The organism is Limimaricola sp. (genome assembly GCF_016125575.1).
In the GTDB taxonomy this organism is placed as follows: Bacteria; Pseudomonadota; Alphaproteobacteria; order Rhodobacterales; family Rhodobacteraceae; genus WGLM01.
This window is the reverse complement of the sequence record NZ_WGLM01000006.1, coordinates 1-14,981: the sequence shown is the minus strand read 5'-3', so window position 1 is coordinate 14,981 and position 14,981 is coordinate 1. Positions and strand designations below refer to the sequence as shown.

Annotated in this window: 18 protein-coding genes; 12 read left to right on the top strand and 6 right to left on the bottom strand. The window is 64.6% G+C overall.

Annotated elements, in window-relative coordinates:
• Positions 1–258 precede the first annotated feature (258 nt).
• The 7 genes from GC146_RS15690 to GC146_RS15660 all read left to right on the top strand — a co-directional run bounded on the left by GC146_RS15690 (position 259) and on the right by GC146_RS15660 (position 5,699).
• A complete protein-coding gene (locus GC146_RS15690) occupies positions 259–960 on the top strand; it encodes a response regulator transcription factor (protein WP_291840824.1) in 702 nt (233 codons plus the stop codon).
• Positions 961–963: 3 nt separating this feature from the next.
• Positions 964–2,700 carry a sensor histidine kinase gene (locus GC146_RS15685; protein ID WP_291840823.1) on the top strand — a complete coding sequence of 579 codons (1,737 nt, stop codon included), beginning with the start codon at positions 964–966 and terminating at the stop codon, positions 2,698–2,700.
• A gap of 21 nt (positions 2,701–2,721) precedes the next feature.
• Positions 2,722–3,174 carry an HPr kinase/phosphatase C-terminal domain-containing protein gene (locus GC146_RS15680; protein WP_291840820.1) on the top strand — a complete coding sequence of 151 codons (453 nt, stop codon included), beginning with the start codon at positions 2,722–2,724 and terminating at the stop codon, positions 3,172–3,174.
• Positions 3,171–4,097, top strand: coding sequence for an RNase adapter RapZ (rapZ, locus tag GC146_RS15675; protein WP_291840818.1), 927 nt, complete (start codon positions 3,171–3,173; stop codon positions 4,095–4,097). The genes GC146_RS15680 and rapZ overlap by 4 nt, the downstream gene beginning before the upstream one ends.
• On the top strand, positions 4,094–4,498 hold the full coding sequence (locus GC146_RS15670) for a PTS sugar transporter subunit IIA (RefSeq protein ID WP_291840817.1): 405 nt from the start codon (positions 4,094–4,096) through the stop codon (positions 4,496–4,498). The genes rapZ and GC146_RS15670 overlap by 4 nt, the downstream gene beginning before the upstream one ends.
• Positions 4,498–4,767, top strand: a complete 270-nt coding sequence (locus GC146_RS15665) for an HPr family phosphocarrier protein (RefSeq protein ID WP_291840815.1) — start codon at positions 4,498–4,500, stop codon at positions 4,765–4,767. The genes GC146_RS15670 and GC146_RS15665 overlap by 1 nt, the downstream gene beginning before the upstream one ends.
• 71 nt (positions 4,768–4,838) lie before the next feature.
• The gene (locus GC146_RS15660) at positions 4,839–5,699 is read left to right on the top strand and encodes a lysophospholipid acyltransferase family protein (RefSeq protein WP_291841296.1); all 861 of its coding nucleotides are present in this window, start codon (positions 4,839–4,841) and stop codon (positions 5,697–5,699) included.
• 60 nt (positions 5,700–5,759) lie between these two features.
• On the opposite strand, the gene GC146_RS15655 is transcribed toward GC146_RS15660, so the two are convergent.
• Positions 5,760–6,635 carry a 3-hydroxybutyryl-CoA dehydrogenase gene (locus GC146_RS15655; protein ID WP_291840813.1) on the bottom strand — a complete coding sequence of 292 codons (876 nt, stop codon included), beginning with the start codon at positions 6,633–6,635 and terminating at the stop codon, positions 5,760–5,762.
• Positions 6,636–6,803: 168 nt separating this feature from the next.
• Here GC146_RS15655 and GC146_RS15650 point away from each other — a divergent pair, with 168 nt between their 5' ends.
• Positions 6,804–7,646, top strand: coding sequence for a DUF6473 family protein (locus tag GC146_RS15650; protein WP_291840811.1), 843 nt, complete (start codon positions 6,804–6,806; stop codon positions 7,644–7,646).
• A gap of 60 nt (positions 7,647–7,706) precedes the next feature.
• On the opposite strand, the gene GC146_RS15645 is transcribed toward GC146_RS15650, so the two are convergent.
• Both GC146_RS15645 and GC146_RS15640 read right to left on the bottom strand, forming a co-directional pair.
• On the bottom strand, positions 7,707–8,633 hold the full coding sequence (locus GC146_RS15645) for an FAD-binding protein (protein ID WP_291840809.1): 927 nt from the start codon (positions 8,631–8,633) through the stop codon (positions 7,707–7,709).
• Positions 8,633–9,391 (bottom strand): electron transfer flavoprotein subunit beta/FixA family protein, encoded by a 759-nt coding sequence (locus GC146_RS15640; protein ID WP_291840806.1) that lies wholly within the window; start codon positions 9,389–9,391, stop codon positions 8,633–8,635. Before GC146_RS15640 ends, GC146_RS15645 begins: the two co-directional genes overlap by 1 nt.
• Before the next feature lie 187 nt (positions 9,392–9,578).
• On the opposite strand from GC146_RS15640, the gene GC146_RS15635 reads away from it, so the two are divergent.
• Positions 9,579–10,064, top strand: a complete 486-nt coding sequence (locus GC146_RS15635; protein WP_291840803.1) for a GyrI-like domain-containing protein — start codon at positions 9,579–9,581, stop codon at positions 10,062–10,064.
• A 72-nt stretch (positions 10,065–10,136) separates the two neighbouring features.
• Here the strand turns inward: GC146_RS15635 and GC146_RS15630 are convergent, their stop codons facing one another.
• From GC146_RS15630 to GC146_RS15620, 3 genes are all read right to left on the bottom strand, one after another.
• Positions 10,137–10,709, bottom strand: a complete 573-nt coding sequence (locus GC146_RS15630) for a cob(I)yrinic acid a,c-diamide adenosyltransferase (RefSeq protein WP_291840800.1) — start codon at positions 10,707–10,709, stop codon at positions 10,137–10,139.
• On the bottom strand, positions 10,709–10,918 hold the full coding sequence (locus GC146_RS15625; protein WP_291840797.1) for a twin transmembrane helix small protein: 210 nt from the start codon (positions 10,916–10,918) through the stop codon (positions 10,709–10,711). Before GC146_RS15625 ends, GC146_RS15630 begins: the two co-directional genes overlap by 1 nt.
• 90 nt (positions 10,919–11,008) lie before the next feature.
• Complete coding sequence (locus GC146_RS15620) at positions 11,009–11,563, bottom strand: SH3 domain-containing protein (protein ID WP_291840795.1); 555 nt, start codon at positions 11,561–11,563, stop codon at positions 11,009–11,011.
• 75 nt (positions 11,564–11,638) lie between these two features.
• Between GC146_RS15620 and GC146_RS15615 the strand changes: the two genes are divergently transcribed.
• The 3 genes from GC146_RS15615 to GC146_RS15605 form a co-directional block, all read left to right on the top strand.
• Positions 11,639–14,002: a DNA topoisomerase IV subunit A gene (locus GC146_RS15615; RefSeq protein ID WP_291840792.1), complete on the top strand. Its 2,364-nt coding sequence runs from the start codon at positions 11,639–11,641 to the stop codon at positions 14,000–14,002.
• Between the two features lie 63 nt (positions 14,003–14,065).
• Entirely contained in the window at positions 14,066–14,749 is a 684-nt protein-coding gene (locus tag GC146_RS15610) for a hypothetical protein (RefSeq protein ID WP_291840789.1), read from the top strand.
• Between the two features lie 92 nt (positions 14,750–14,841).
• On the top strand, positions 14,842–14,981 hold a 140-nt coding region (locus GC146_RS15605), incomplete at its 3' end, for a GTP-binding protein (protein ID WP_291838545.1).

Sequence of the window (14,981 nt, the reverse complement as noted above, 5' to 3'; positions counted from 1 at the left end):
CTCTTAGCACTATGATTTCTTTGGCGAACAGGCCCGTTTCCTGCCGTTAGCGCAACCAGACCCGTGTTAGCGCAACCAAATGCGCGGGCCTCCGCCGGGTGAGGCATTTTAGCCATTGGTTATGACTTTTGGTCACACTTGAAGCGCCGCCTGCAGGGTGATTCGCAGTTAGGGATTGATTGTTGGAGGCAGAACATGGACATATTCTTGCCAAAAAGCAGGCAAAAAAAGTAACGAGCAGCAAAAGGGACTATCCCCATGTCGAAGATCGCGTTGGTGGACGACGACAGGAATATCCTGACGTCGGTTGCAATGACTCTCGAAGCCGAAGGTTTCGAGGTAGATACCTACAACGATGGGCAGACCGCATTGGACGCTTTCAACAAGCGGATGCCGGATATGGCCGTGTTGGACATCAAGATGCCGCGCATGGACGGGATGGACCTGTTGCAGCGGCTTCGCCAGAAATCGTCGATGCCGGTGATCTTCCTCACCTCCAAGGATGACGAGATTGACGAAGTGCTGGGCCTTCGCATGGGCGCGGACGATTACGTCAAGAAACCCTTCTCGCAGCGTCTTCTGGTCGAACGCATCCGCGCGCTTCTGCGCCGGCAGGATGCGATCTCGGGCGAGGCGATTCCCGACGCCGAGGAAAACAAGGTGATGGTCCGTGGCGACCTTGTGATGGACCCGCTGCGCCATGCGGTGAAGTGGAAGGGCAACGACGTATCGCTGACGGTGACAGAATTCCTTCTGCTGCAGGCCCTCGCCCAGCGCCCCGGTTTCGTCAAAAGCCGCGACCAGTTGATGGACGTGGCCTATGACGATCAGGTCTATGTCGACGATCGCACCATCGACAGCCATATCAAGCGGCTGCGCAAGAAGATGCGGCAGGCCGACGAGGAATTCTCGGCGATCGAAACGCTCTATGGTATTGGCTATCGCTACAACGAACAGTAACGGATGACGTCTTCGCCCATGATTGACATCCACGACCTGCGCTCGGTCCGCGACGCGGCGACGCGGGCGTCGGATGTTACCATTGGCGATGACTGGGTGTCAGCCGAGGCGACGGGCGACCGCGAGATGCAGCGCCGTCGCCGCAGCCGCGGCATTATCACGCTCAACCGTTCGCCGCTGGCGCGCAAGATCATCACATTCAACCTGCTGGCCATCATCGTGCTGGTGGCAGGTGTGCTTTACCTCAACCCTTCACGCGACAATCTGGCGTTTCAGCGGGCCAGCGGCCTTGTCAACGAGGCCGAGCTGATTGCCGGCGTGTTCGAGGCCAAACTGCCCGACGGCCCGGTCCCCGATCCCGCCTTGGTGCCCGGCCCCGCGGCGACAGCGACGCTTGACGCGCTCAAGCTGCGTGGTGGGATCAAGGTGTTTGTCTTCGATCCGGCCAAGACGCTGGTGACCCATGCCGTCGCCAGCACCCGTGTCGGCGATGTCGACGGTCTGTCGCTTGAAGGTGGCGGCACGCTGATCACCGATGCGCTGAACTGGATCTGGGACGCGGCCGTTGGCCTTTTCGGCTCGTCCACGGTGCCGCATGCCGCCGGCGACATGCTGGATCAGGCCCGCGCCACCGTGCCCGCCGCGCTGTCGGGGACCCATGTCGAGACGTTGCAGGACGCGCAGGGCAAGGCGATTTTCGTTGTCAGCGCGCCGATCCGCCATGCCGGCCAGTCGGTCGGCGTTGTCTCCATCGTCAGCGCCGCGGGCGAGCTTGATGCGCTGGTCCGGCGCGAACGCGAGATGGTGCTGCAGATGTTCGTGATCGGCATCGTCGTCTCGATCGGCCTCAGCCTGATCCTTGCCTCGACGATCGCCAACCCACTGTCTGACCTTGCTGCGGCGGCCGAACTGGGCCGCGACCGCAATGCGCGCAAGATGTCACCCGATCGTATCCGCATCCCCGACCTGACCGCACGTCCCGATGAAATCGGGCGGCTGTCGGCCGCCCTGCGTGGCATGGTCGCGGCGCTTTACGAACGGATTGAGGGCAACGAACAGTTCGCCGCCGACGTGGCCCATGAAATCAAGAACCCGCTCGCCTCGCTGCGGTCCGCGGTGGGTACCATGCGCGTCGCCAAGCGCGACGATCAGCGCGAAAAGCTGCTCGAGGTGATCGAGCATGACGTGCGCCGCCTCGACCGGCTGGTCAGCGACATCTCCAACGCCTCGCGGCTGGACAGCGAACTGGTCAAGGAAGCCGAAGAGCCTTTCGATCTGATCAAGATGCTGGGCAACATCAACGACTATCTGGGCGATCAGGCGCGCGGCAAGGGCATCGACTACATCACCGACATGCCGCCCCAACCGATCGAGATTTATGGCCTCGAAGGACGGTTGGCGCAGGTCTTCGTCAACATCATCACCAATGCGATCTCGTTCTGCGAAGACGGCGATGCGATCCGGGTCTGGGCCCGCCGCCGCGAGAATCGCGTCCTTGTCGTTGTCGAGGATACGGGCCCGGGCATTCCCGATCAGGCGCTGTCGAAAATCTTCAAGCGGTTCTATTCCGAACGCCCGTCGGGCCAGTTTGGCAATAATTCGGGCCTCGGCCTTGCGATCTCCAAACAGATCGTCGAGGCGCATGGGGGCGTGATCTGGGCCGAGAACATCCGCCCGACCGAGGCAGACCTGACATCGGAACCGCTGGGCGCGCGCTTTGTCGTGGGCCTGCCCGTCTGAGCGCAGGGGGCGCGGCCGGCCATGCCGCCCGAAGACATCCCGCACATCATGCATGCCACCACCGTCGCACTGGGTGAGGCGGGCCTGCTCATTTTGGGTCGCGCGGGGGCGGGCAAGTCGGGGCTGGCTCTGCAACTGATGGCGTTCGGCTGCGCGCTGGTCGCGGATGATCGCACCGCGATCAGCCGCAAGGGCGATGCCCTGATCGCGCACTGTCCGCCGGCAATCACCGGCCTGATCGAGGCACGCGGCATTGGCCTCTTGCGCGCCGACACGCAGGCATCCTGCCGCCTTCGTCTTGCCGTCGATCTTGACCAAACGGAAACCGAGCGTCTGCCGCCCGAGCGGTACTTGCGCCTTCTGGACTGTGACTTGCCGCTCGTTCACAACAGCGCCAGCGGCCATTTTGCTGCTGCGTTGCTGCAATATCTCAAGGCCATGAGCCTGCCACCGAACCCGGAGACCATGTCATGACCCCGGCCGAGACCAGTGCCGCCACCGCGCCGACCCGGATCGTGCTGGTGACCGGGCCATCGGGTAGCGGCCGTGCCACAGCGATTCATTTTCTCGAAGACCTCGGCTTTGAGGCGATCGACAATTTGCCGCTGTCGCTGCTGGGGGCGGTGACCGGCGCCACCCGCCGCCCGCTTGCCCTTGGCCTTGACGTCCGCAACCGCGACTTCTCGGTGCATGCGCTGCTGGCGGCGGTTGCGGAGTTGAGCGACAATCCGCAGCTGGCGGTGGATCTCGTCTATCTAGATTGCGCCGAAGAGGTGCTCGCGCGGCGTTATTCCGAAACCCGGCGGCGCCACCCGCTTGCCCCCGAAACGCCGCCTCTTGACGGTATCCGCGCCGAATGTGCGCTGCTGGGCCCTGTGCGCACACAGGCCGACATCCTGATCGATACGACAACGCTGACGCCGCATGACCTGCGGGCAGCCCTGCAACGTTGGTTCGGCCACTCCGGCGACAAGGCGATGTCGGTTCTGCTGCAATCCTTTTCTTACAAGCGTGGGCTGCCGCATGACCTCGACATGGTTCTGGACTGTCGTTTCCTGCGCAATCCGCACTGGGATGCGGGCCTGCGTCCGCGCGACGGGCGCGACCCACAAGTCGCGGCCTTCGTCGAGGCCGACCCCGCCTTCGCCCCGTTCCATGACCGAGTTGCCGACCTGCTGGAATCGCTGCTGCCCGCCTACCGCGCCGAGGGCAAGACGCATTTCGGCATCGGCCTTGGCTGTACGGGCGGGCAACACCGCTCGGTCGTGATGGTCGAAACGCTTGCCAAAACCCTTGCAGAGCGCGGATGGCCCGTGTCTAAACGTCATCGGGAAGTGGAGCGGCGCGGCCAGCCGGCAGCGGACGCGGGTGCCGCGGAGTGGAGACCGGAGGCGTGATCGGAATCGTGATCGTGGCGCATGGCGGGTTGGCCCGCGAGTATCTTGCCGCGGTCGAGCATGTCGTGGGCCCCCAAGCCGGGATTCGCACCGTCGCGATCCAGCCTGATGATGATCGCGCTGCCAAACAGACCGAGATCTGCGATGCCGCCGACGCGGTCGATGCCGGAGGCGGTGTGGTGATCGTGACCGACCTTTTCGGCGGCTCACCCTCCAACCTGTCCCTGCGCGCCTGCGGTCCTGACAACCGGCGCATTCTCTACGGAATGAATCTGCCGATGCTGATCAAGCTGACCAAGAGCCGGCGCAAGACCGTGCCTGTTGCGGTCGAGGCGGCGCTTCAGGCCGCCCGCAAGTACATCGACAGCCACGCCGTGGGCAACGGCACGGGGCGCGGCTGATGGCGGTGCGGCGGTTCCAGATCCTTAACGTCAAGGGCCTGCATGCCCGCGCATCCGCCAAGCTGGTCGAAGTGGTCGAGGCCCATGACGCGCAAGCCACCATCTCGCGCGAAGGGCTGAGTGCCAGCGGCGACAGCATCATGGGTCTTTTGATGTTGGCAGCGTCGAAGGGAACATTTATTGATGTCGAGACCAGCGGCCCCGACGCTGACCGTCTGGCAGATGCGATTGCGGCCCTGGTGGCCGACAAGTTCGGAGAAGGCGACTGAACGTCGCAACGGTCTCCGCCACCAGGCCTGCCGAGAGGAACCAACCCGAATTGACCGATTCCGCGCGGGACATCGCTGTTCACCCACCGCAGGGCCCGGGCCCCGCGCCGCGGATCTACGACCGACGCAGTCTGACCTACGCCAATACCTTTGACAGCGCGTTCAAGCGCAGCATCATCCGCGCCATCGAAACGGTGACCGGCAAGATCACCATCCTGAGGCGGATCCGCGAGTTTGAACGGCGCGGCGCGCCTACCGGGCAAGCCTTCTGGCCAGCCACGATGGCGGTGATGGGGATTGACCTGCAGACCCCGCCAGAACAACTCGCCAATATCCCGGCGACCGGTCCGGTCGTGCTGGTGGCCAACCATCCGCACGGCCTTGTCGACGGGATGATCCTTGCCGACCTGATCGGGCGCCGCCGCACCGATTATCGTATCCTGACCCGCTCGCTTCTGACCGGCATCGACGAAAGCGCGGCGAGCTACATGATCCCCGTGCCGTTCCCGCATGAACCCGACGCGCAGGCCAAGATGATCGAGATGCGCACGCTGGCGCGTGATCATCTGGCCCAGGGTGGCCTTGTCGCGCTGTTTCCGTCGGGATCTGTGGCCGTGTCGGACACCATGTTCGGTCCCGCTGTCGAGGGCGAGTGGAACGTTTTCACGGCCAAACTCATCCGCACATCCGGGGCCACCGTGGTGCCGCTACGCTTTCAGGGCCAGAATTCGCGCTGGTATCATATGGCCAACCGTCTCTCGCCCACGCTGCGTCAGGCGCTGCTGCTGCACGAGGTCGTCCATTCCTTCGACCGTCCGCAGGCACCGATCGTGGGCCGGCCTTTCGATCCGGCCGATATCGCGGCACGGATCAATTCGCCGCGCGAGTTCATGGCCTGGCTCAGGGCAGAAACGCTCGCACTGCGGCCCTGACGATACTGCCTTTGACTTGAAACGCTGCGGGGGACCTCGTGCCGCTGCGCCGGTTTTGCATCAGCGCGTCGGCACGGGTTTCTCGCCGCGGTAGTCATAAAAGCCGCGCTGGGTCTTGCGGCCCAGCCAGCCGGCCTCGACATATTTCGTCAGCAGAGGGCAGGGGCGGTATTTCGTGTCGGCCAGACCGTCATGCAGCACGTTCATGATCGCGAGGCAGGTATCGAGACCGATGAAATCGGCCAGTTCCAGCGGCCCCATCGGGTGGTTCGCCCCTAGCCGCAGCGAGGTGTCGATGGAGGCGACCGAGCCCACGCCCTCGTAGAGCGCATAAACCGCCTCGTTGATCATCGGCACCAGGATGCGGTTGACGATGAAGGCCGGGAAATCCTCGGCCGTCGCGCTCGTTTTGCCCAGACGTTCCACCACGCCGTGACAGGCCTTGAAGGTCGGCTCGTCGGTGGCGATGCCGCGGATCAGCTCGACCAGTTGCATGATCGGCACCGGGTTCATGAAGTGGAACCCCATGAACTTTTCCGGCCGGTCGGTGCGGCTGGCCAAGCGGGTGATCGAGATCGAGGAGGTGTTCGAGGTCAGGATCGTCTCGGGCTTGAGGTGCGGCACGAGGTCTTCGAAGATCGCGGTCTTGACCGTCTCGCGCTCGGTCGCGGCTTCGATGATCAGGTCGGTCTGGCCAAGATCCGTCAGCTTGGGGGTGGTCACGATCCGCGCCAGCGCCGCTGCCTTGTCCTCCGGCGCGATCAGGTTGCGCGAAATCTGGCGGTCCAGATTGCGCCCGATCAGCGCAATGGCCGCATCCATCGCATCCTGGCTGATATCGGTCATCAGCACCTGGTAGCCGGCCAGCGCCAGCACATGGGCAATGCCGTTGCCCATCTGGCCCGCGCCCACAACCCCTACCTGTTCGATCGCCATGCGGCCCGTCCTCTTTGCTGAAATTGCGCGCACCATAGGCCCGCCTGCCGGTCGCTCGCAAGGCGGCGGGATGGGTAAAAGTCGCAGCGAATTGGCGATTTCACGCTTTGGCAAGGGAATCGGGGCAGGCTTGCCAGCGGTGAGTGAAAATATGCAACGGTGGGAACCATGCTACATGAAACGATCGGGGCCGGGGGCCTCGGCTATGCGCCATGCCGCTATGGCCTGTCGCGCATCTTCTTTCGCGGTCCGCGTCGGGCGCTGGAAGCGCCCTATGCCGCCTTCATCGGTGGAACCGAAACCTACGGCAAGTTCATCGAACACCCGTTTCCCGCGTTATGCGAACCGGGGCTGGGCCTGCCTTGCGTCAACCTCGGAATCGTCAATGCCGGTATAGATGTCTATGTGGGCGAGCCCACGGTCACGACGATCTGCCGCGATGCTGCGGTCACGGTGTTGCAGCTGACTGGTGCGCACAACCTGTCGAACCGGTTTTACAAGGTGCATCCGCGCCGCAATGACCGCTTCCTCAGCGCGTCGACCGTGCTCAAGGCGATCTATCAGGAGGTCGATTTCTCGGAATTCACCTTCACCCGGCACATGCTGGGCACGCTGTTCGAGATTTCTCCAGACCGGTTCGAGATTGTTTTGAACGAGTTGCGCAACGCTTGGGCGGCGCGCATGCGTCTGCTGCTGGAACACCTAGGCTCGCACGTTGTGTTGTTGTGGTTTTCCGAACATCCACTGACTGACGAGCCGTGGAACAAGTCACTGCATCCGTTCCGCGCCGACCCGCTATTCGTCACCCGCGAAATGGTCGAGGGGTTGCGCCCGCGGGTTCTTGATGTTGTCGAGGTCGATCCCTCGCCAGCCGCAAGGCGGCAGCGGTCGGAGGGCATGTTCTATTCGCTGACGCAGGCCGGCGCCGCGGCCGAATTGCCCAGCGTCCTTGCCCACGAGGAGGCCGCAGCGCGCCTGTTGCCAGTGCTGCGCAATCACCTGCACCGCTGAGGCCAAGAAAAAACGGCCCGTCACAAGCGGCGGGCCGTTCCAGTCTTTTATCGGCGCAGCTCAGAGCTTTTCAGTCAGTTCCGGCACGGCGGTGAAGAGGTCCGCGACCAGCCCGAAATCGGCAACCTGAAAGATCGGCGCCTCTTCGTCCTTGTTGATCGCGACGATGATCTTGCTGTCCTTCATGCCCGCAAGGTGCTGGATCGCGCCGGAAATGCCGACGGCGACATAAAGGTCGGGCGCCACCACCTTGCCGGTCTGGCCGACCTGCCAGTCGTTGGGCGCATAGCCCGAATCGACCGCCGCGCGGGACGCGCCGACGGCAGCGCCCAGCTTGTCGGCCAACTTCTCGATAATCGCGAAGTCGTCCTTGGACCCCACGCCACGGCCACCCGACACGACGATGCCCGCGCTGGTCAGTTCGGGACGGTCGCTGGCCGCCACGCGGTCTTCGACCCATTCCGACAGCGCCGGGTTGTCCTTGGCGGCGATGTTTTCCACCGGCGCGGCACCACCCGTCGCCGCGGCATCGAACCCGGCGGTGCGGATCGTCATCACCTTGGTGGCGTCGGAAGATTTCACCGTCTGGATCGCGTTTCCGGCATAGATCGGCCGTTCGAACGTGTCGGCATCGACCACGGCCGTGACCTCGGAAATCATCATCACGTCCAGCAGCGCGGCAACCCGCGGCATCACGTTCTTGGCGTCGGTGGTGCCCGGCGCTGCGATGTGGCTGAAGCCTTCGGCCAGCGCCACGATCAGCGCAGCAGTGGGCTCGGCCAGGCGGTGGCCGTAAACCGCGTCCTCGGCGCAGAGCACCTTTGCCACACCCGCAATCGTCGCGGCCTCGGCGGCGGCCGCACTTGCACTGGCCCCGGCGCACAGCACCGTCACATCGCCTAGCCCCGCCACCGCGCTGACGGCCTTGGCGGTCTGGTCCATCGCCAGCTGGCCGTCGGTCACTTCGCCAATCAGAAGAACAGCCATCACACAGCCCCCGCTTCTTTGAGTTTCGCGATCAGGTCATCGACCGTCTTGACGACGATGCCCGCCTTGCGCGCCGCCGGCTCGGTCGTCTTGACCACGCTGAGGCGCGGCGTGACGTCGACGCCGTAATCGGCGGGCGTCTTTTCATCGAGCGGCTTCTTCTTCGCCTTCATGATGTTGGGCAGCGAGGCATAGCGCGGCTCGTTCAGGCGCAGGTCGACCGTCACAACGGTCGGCATCTTCACCTTGATCGACTGAAGGCCACCATCGACCTCGCGCGTCACGGTCGCGCTGTCGCCATCCACGCTCAGTTCCGAGGCAAAGGTCGCCTGGCTCCAGCCCAGCAGAGCGGCCAGCATCTGCCCAGTCGCGTTCATGTCGTTGTCGATCGCCTGCTTGCCGCACAGGACAAGGCCCGGCTCTTCTTCCTTGACGATCCCGGCCAGGATCTTGGCCACGGCCAGCGGCTCGATATCCTGATGCACGTCCTCGGTGGCTACCACCAGGATCGCGCGGTCCGCGCCCATCGCCAATGCCGTGCGCAGCGTTTCCTGCGCCTGTTTCACGCCGATCGATACTGCGACCACCTCGGTCGCCGTGCCGGCCTCCTTCAGGCGGATGGCCTGTTCGACGGCAATCTCGTCGAACGGGTTCATCGACATCTTGACGTTGGCAAGATCGACGCCCGATCCGTCCGCCTTCACGCGGACCTTCACGTTGTAGTCGATCACGCGCTTGACGGGCACAAGGACCTTCATCGGCGTAACTCTCCCCTGGAAATGGCTTGTTCAGTGCTGGCCCCTGTTAACGCGGGGCCGACGGGGAAAACAGGCAAAAAACGACGCAGGCCATACTGGGGACGCCACGTCTTGACGTGTGCGTCAAGGCAGGCAAGGCTGAAATAACGGCCGCACATCCGGCGTGGCCCGCCCAAAAGGACGCGCAATGGCCGCCCCTGTCGTGCAACTTCCGCCCCGCATGGTCCGCTGTGGCCCGCGGCATTTCGTCGGCATCAACGGGCGCTTCGACCGGGCCACGATGGGCGAAATCCCGGCGCTTTGGGCACGCTTCAATGCCGCTGACCCCGCGATCGCCAACAGCTTGGGCGAGGCGGCCTATGGCGTGGTCCACAATTTCGTAGGGACCGGTTGGGATTATGCCTGCGCCTACGAGGTTTCCGGTCCTGTCGCCGCACCGCCCGATGGATTCGTGGCGATTTCCTTCCCCGACCGCGACTTTGCCGTTTTCGCTGCGCCGGGCGACTTGTCGACCATCGGGCAGGTGATGGAGGAGGCGATGGACTGGATCGCCGCCTCTGACATGGACTTTGCCAATGGCCCAACGCTGGAACGCTATGGTGCCGATTTCGATCCCGCCACGGGCACCGGCGGGTTTGAAGTATGGGTTGCCGTCACGCCACGCGCGGCCTGACGCACACGAACCGCAAACCTTTGCAGGTTCGAAACCAATGGCTTGGCGACCGTCCCCGGGGAGGGCGCCCGCTCAGCGGTTCTTGCCAGGCACCCAAAGCACGTCGGTATGGCCATTGTCATTGGCAATCCGCGCAGCTTGAAAGAACCAATCTGACAGCCGGTTGAGGTATTTCAGCGCTGCCGGGTTCACGTCCTCGGCCACGGCGAGTTCCACCACCAGCCGCTCCGCCCGCCGCGCCACTGTCCGGCACAGGTGCAGGTGCGCGGCCAACGCCGAGCCGCCGGGCAGGATGAAGCTTTTCAGCGCGCTCAGCCCCGCCGTCATCGCGTCGATCTCGCTTTCCAGCCGGTCGACCTGGCTGTCTTGCATCCGCAGCACCGGATAGGACGCTTCGGCGTCTGTGGCCATGTCCGGGCGGCAAAGGTCGGCCCCCAGATCGAACAGGTCGTTCTGGATCATCGCCAACTGGTCGTCGAACCTGCCCGCCGCGTGGATGCGCGCCATCCCAAGCGTCGCGTTCAATTCGTCCACCGTGCCGTAGGCCGAGACGCGGGCCGAGAACTTGGCCACCCGCGCGCCGTTGCCCAGCGCGGTTTCCCCGTCATCGCCGGTCTTGGTGTAAATCTTGTTCAACACGACCATCATGAACCTCCCGAGCGGCGCAACCAGACGAAAAGCAGAATCAGCAGGACGGCCACGAACTGCGCCCCGATCCGCCAACGCATGATGCGGTTCGCGTTGCGCTTGTTGAATTCGCCACCGCGGCCGAAACTGCCGATCCCGAGGATGAGGATGGCAGCCACCGCGAGGCAGGCCAGCGCGACGATGATAAATAGCGGATCTCTTAGCATAGGCCCTCCCGGTCTTGGCCCCGACATAGCAGGATGCGTGGCGAAGGGAAGGCCGGGCACCCCGCCCGTCTGCGACCTTCGGGCGCGGGATCAGGGGCTGAGTGGCGACAGAAGCGGTGCCGCGATCCATCCGATCGTTCCTGTCGCGTTGATGCGCACCTGCACCCAACCCGCCGCCACATCGTCAAAGACGACCGCCGCGCTATCGCCGGGGCCAACCTTCTCCACCACGTTGAAATCGGTACCCGGCCCGGCCCGGACATTGACACCCGTCGCGTTGACCCGCCGGAACTCCAGCGGTGGGGCGGGGAGCAGCACTGGCGCGTCGGGCACCACGGCGGCATCGGCACTGGCCAGCAGGGTGGTGCCAAGGTCTGGCACCGGCTCTGCCACGGGCGCGTCGGAATCGGCCGGAGGCGATGCCTCGGGCGTATCGTCGGCAGGTGCGATGGCTTCGGTCGGTTCGGGGGTTGGCGGCGTCGTGACCGGATCAGGCGTGGCGTCGGCGATGGCTGCGGCCTGTCGCGGCCGGAAATCGGCGCCACCCGACATTTCGTAGAACACGATGCCAAGAAACAGGAATGTCAGAACGATGAAGCGGGCCAAGATGTCCTGCCGGGGATTCGTCGCGGTTCGGGGGACCATCCTATCCGCTTCGTCCGGTGAATGCACCTTGCGGCGGGGATGGACCGGGGCCGCGGGCCGGGCTAAAGCAGGCCCATGACCGACACGCCCGACGATCCCGACGCGCTGGACCCCGCGCTTTCCGCGCTGACCACAGAGCCGCTCAGCCGCGCCATCGGCGAGCGTTACCTGACCTATGCGCTGTCAACGATCATGAACCGCGCGCTGCCCGACGCGCGCGACGGGCTGAAGCCGGTGCATCGCCGCATCCTTTACGCCATGCGCGAGCTGAAACTGTCGGCGACCAGCGCGTTCCGCAAGTCGGCCAAGATTTCCGGCGACGTGATGGGCAATTACCACCCCCACGGCGACGCCGCGATCTATGACGCGATGGCGCGGCTCGCGCAGGATTTCAACGTCCGCTACCCGCTGGTGGACGGGCAGGGCAACTTTGGCAACATCGACGGCGACAACCCCGCCGCCAGCCGCTACACCGAGGCCCGCCTGACCGCCGCCGCCGAGGCGCTGATGGAAGGGCTGGCCGAGAACGCCGTCGATTTCCGCGCCAATTACGACGGCACGCTGGAAGAGCCGGTCGTGCTGCCGGCGGCCTTCCCCAACCTGCTGGCCAACGGTTCCAGCGGCATCGCGGTGGGCATGGCCACTAACATTCCGCCGCACAATCTGCACGAACTGGTCGGTGCCTGCCTGCACCTGATCAAGACGCCCGACGCCCGCGATGAAACCCTGATGCAATACGTGCCCGGTCCCGATTTTCCGACCGGCGGTGTCATCGTGGAACCGCGCGAGAACCTCGCCGAGGCGTATCGGACCGGGCGCGGCTCGATCCGCCTGCGCGCGCGCTGGGAGGTCGAGGATCTGGGCCGCGGCCAGTGGCAGATCATCGTGACCGAGATCCCCTACCAGGTGCAGAAGTCCAAGCTGATCGAGAAGCTGGCCGAGATCATCCAGACCCGGAAGATCCCGCTTCTGGCCGATGTGCGCGACGAAAGCGCCGACGACATCCGCATCGTGCTGGAGCCGCGCGCGCGCACGGTCGAGCCCGAGATGATGATGGGCATGCTGTTTCGCGCCTCCGACCTCGAGGTGCGCTTTGGCCTGAACATGAACGTCCTGATCGACGGGCTGACGCCCAAGGTCTGCTCGCTCAAGGAGGTACTGCGCGCCTTCCTCGACCACCGGCGCGACGTCCTGTTGCGCCGCTCGCAGCACCGGTTGGAAAAGATCGACCACCGGCTCGACGTGCTGGAAGGCTTCATCATCGCCTTCCTCAACCTCGACCGGGTGATCGACATCATCCGCTACGACGACAACCCCAAGGCCGCGCTGATGGCCGAGGATTGGGGCAAGGATCACGTTCGCGCCACGTCGGAGCGCGACTATGTGCCGCCTGCCCCGGTGCCCGAGGGGCAGGAAGGGCCGGGCCTGAACGAGGTGCAGGCCGAAGCAGTGCTGAACATGCGCCTGCGCAGCCTGCGGCGGCTGGAAGAGATGGAGCTGATCGCCGAGCGCGACGCGCTGATGGTCGAGCGGGCCGGGCTGGAGGACCTTCTGGACAGCGAGGCGCTGCAATGGGCCCGGATCGCCGAGGAGCTGCGCGAGGTGCGCAAGACCTTCGGCAAGGACAGCCCCGGCGGGGCCCGGCGCACCGGCTTTGCCGAAGCGGCCGAGATCGAGGAGGTCCCGCCCGAGGCGATGATCGAACGCGAGCCGGTCACCGTCGTCTGCTCGAAGATGGGCTGGGTGCGGGCGATGAAGGGCCATATCGACCTTGGCTCCGAGTTGAAGTTCAAGGATGGCGACGAGGGCCGTTTCCTGTTCCACGCAGAGACCACCGACAAGATCCTTGTCTTTGGCACCAACGGGCGCTTCTACACCGTTCTTGCCGCCAACCTGCCCGGCGGGCGCGGCACGGGAGAGCCGTTGCGGCTGATGATCGACCTGCCCAACGAGGCCGATATTGTCGCGATGCGGGTCTACCGCCCCGGCGAGCGGCTGATCGTGGCCTCGGTCGAGGGTGACGGTTTCGTCGTCGCCGAGGACGAGGTCGTAGCGCAGACGCGGGCGGGCAGGCAGGTGCTGAACCTGCGCGAGGGCGGCGCGGCAGCGGTTTGCGTGCCGGTGGCGGGCGACCACGTCGCCGTGGCAAGCCGGAATGGCAAGCTTCTGGTCTTTGCGCTGGCCGACCTGCCGGAGATGGGCCGTGGCAAGGGCGTGCGATTGCAGAAATACAACCAGGCGCGCGGACGGCAGGGCACGCTGGAACTTGACGGCGGATTGGCCGATGTCACCACCTTCGCATGGGAGGCGGGGCTGAGTTGGCCCATGGGCGGCGGCAAGACCCGGACCGAGCGCGACATGACAGAGTGGAAGGCCGCGCGCGGCAGCGTCGGCAAGCGCCCGCCGCACGGCTTTCCGCGCGACAACCGCTTCGCCTGAGGCTTGCGCCCATTCCTGCCCTCCCCTAGCGTGAGGCGACACCTGCCAGAAGGACTGCCGCCCATGCGCCTGTTCGCCCGCCTTGCCGCACCGCTTGCCGCCCTCCTGATGCTGACGGCCTGTGGCGGCTTTCGCGATGACCTGACCAAGCCGCCGACGCCGATCGGGCACTTCCTGCTGGGTTACAACATCGTGGTGGCCGAAGATCCGCAGAAGGGCCCGTTCTCGCGCGATGCCACGCCGGACGAATGGATCAAGGCGGTGCATGATGCCATCGACACCCGTTTCAAGCGCTTCGACGGCGATCAATATTACCACATCGCCGTGGCGGTGCAGGGCTACGTGCTGGCACAGCCGGGTATTCCGCTGATTTATTCGCCGAAATCGGTGCTGATCTTCTCGGTCACGTTCTACGAGGACGCGACGCAGCGGAAGATCAACGAAGAGCCGATCCAGCTGACCGTGTTCGAGCCGTGCTGCGGCGTTCCCTTCCTTGGTTCCGGCAACACCAAGTCCGCGCAGGAACAGATGGAAGGGCTGGCCTTCAATGCCGCCAAGGCGATCGAGCGGCTGATGCGCAAGCATGCCGACTGGTTCGGCGGCACACCCGAGGATGTGGGCAACGACCGCACGATCGTCGAGGGCAATGTGCTGGTCGACAATCCGGGTGCAGTCGTGCCGCGCGGCGCACTTAATCAGGTGCAGCAGCAGGCGCAGCAACAACAGGGCCAACAGCCTGCCAACTGACGCTTGCGTTTCGGTCGCTTTGCCCCTAAATCGCCCGCGATGTTGAACCGGGTTGCCCGCGCAACCCCCCAATTACGCAAAGGCGTCGTGGCATGGGCAAGGCAAAGTTTGAACGCAACAAACCGCACGTGAACATCGGGACGATTGGTCACGTTGACCACGGCAAGACGACGCTGACGGCGGCGATCACGAAGTATTTTGGTGATTTCCAGGCCTACGACCAGATTGACGC

Coding starts and splice junctions, on each gene's coding strand:
- GC146_RS15690 (WP_291840824.1), top strand. CDS start 259: ATGTCGAAGATCGCGTTGGTGGACGACGACAGGAATATCCTGACGTCG.
- GC146_RS15685 (WP_291840823.1), top strand. CDS start 964: ATGACGTCTTCGCCCATGATTGACATCCACGACCTGCGCTCGGTCCGC.
- GC146_RS15680 (WP_291840820.1), top strand. CDS start 2,722: ATGCCGCCCGAAGACATCCCGCACATCATGCATGCCACCACCGTCGCA.
- rapZ (WP_291840818.1), top strand. CDS start 3,171: ATGACCCCGGCCGAGACCAGTGCCGCCACCGCGCCGACCCGGATCGTG.
- GC146_RS15665 (WP_291840815.1), top strand. CDS start 4,498: ATGGCGGTGCGGCGGTTCCAGATCCTTAACGTCAAGGGCCTGCATGCC.
- GC146_RS15655 (WP_291840813.1), bottom strand. CDS start 6,635: ATGGCGATCGAACAGGTAGGGGTTGTGGGCGCGGGCCAGATGGGCAAC.
- GC146_RS15650 (WP_291840811.1), top strand. CDS start 6,804: ATGCTACATGAAACGATCGGGGCCGGGGGCCTCGGCTATGCGCCATGC.
- GC146_RS15645 (WP_291840809.1), bottom strand. CDS start 8,633: ATGGCTGTTCTTCTGATTGGCGAAGTGACCGACGGCCAGCTGGCGATG.
- GC146_RS15640 (WP_291840806.1), bottom strand. CDS start 9,391: ATGAAGGTCCTTGTGCCCGTCAAGCGCGTGATCGACTACAACGTGAAG.
- GC146_RS15635 (WP_291840803.1), top strand. CDS start 9,579: ATGGCCGCCCCTGTCGTGCAACTTCCGCCCCGCATGGTCCGCTGTGGC.
- GC146_RS15630 (WP_291840800.1), bottom strand. CDS start 10,709: ATGGTCGTGTTGAACAAGATTTACACCAAGACCGGCGATGACGGGGAA.
- GC146_RS15625 (WP_291840797.1), bottom strand. CDS start 10,918: ATGCTAAGAGATCCGCTATTTATCATCGTCGCGCTGGCCTGCCTCGCG.
- GC146_RS15620 (WP_291840795.1), bottom strand. CDS start 11,563: ATGGTCCCCCGAACCGCGACGAATCCCCGGCAGGACATCTTGGCCCGC.
- GC146_RS15615 (WP_291840792.1), top strand. CDS start 11,639: ATGACCGACACGCCCGACGATCCCGACGCGCTGGACCCCGCGCTTTCC.
- GC146_RS15610 (WP_291840789.1), top strand. CDS start 14,066: ATGCGCCTGTTCGCCCGCCTTGCCGCACCGCTTGCCGCCCTCCTGATG.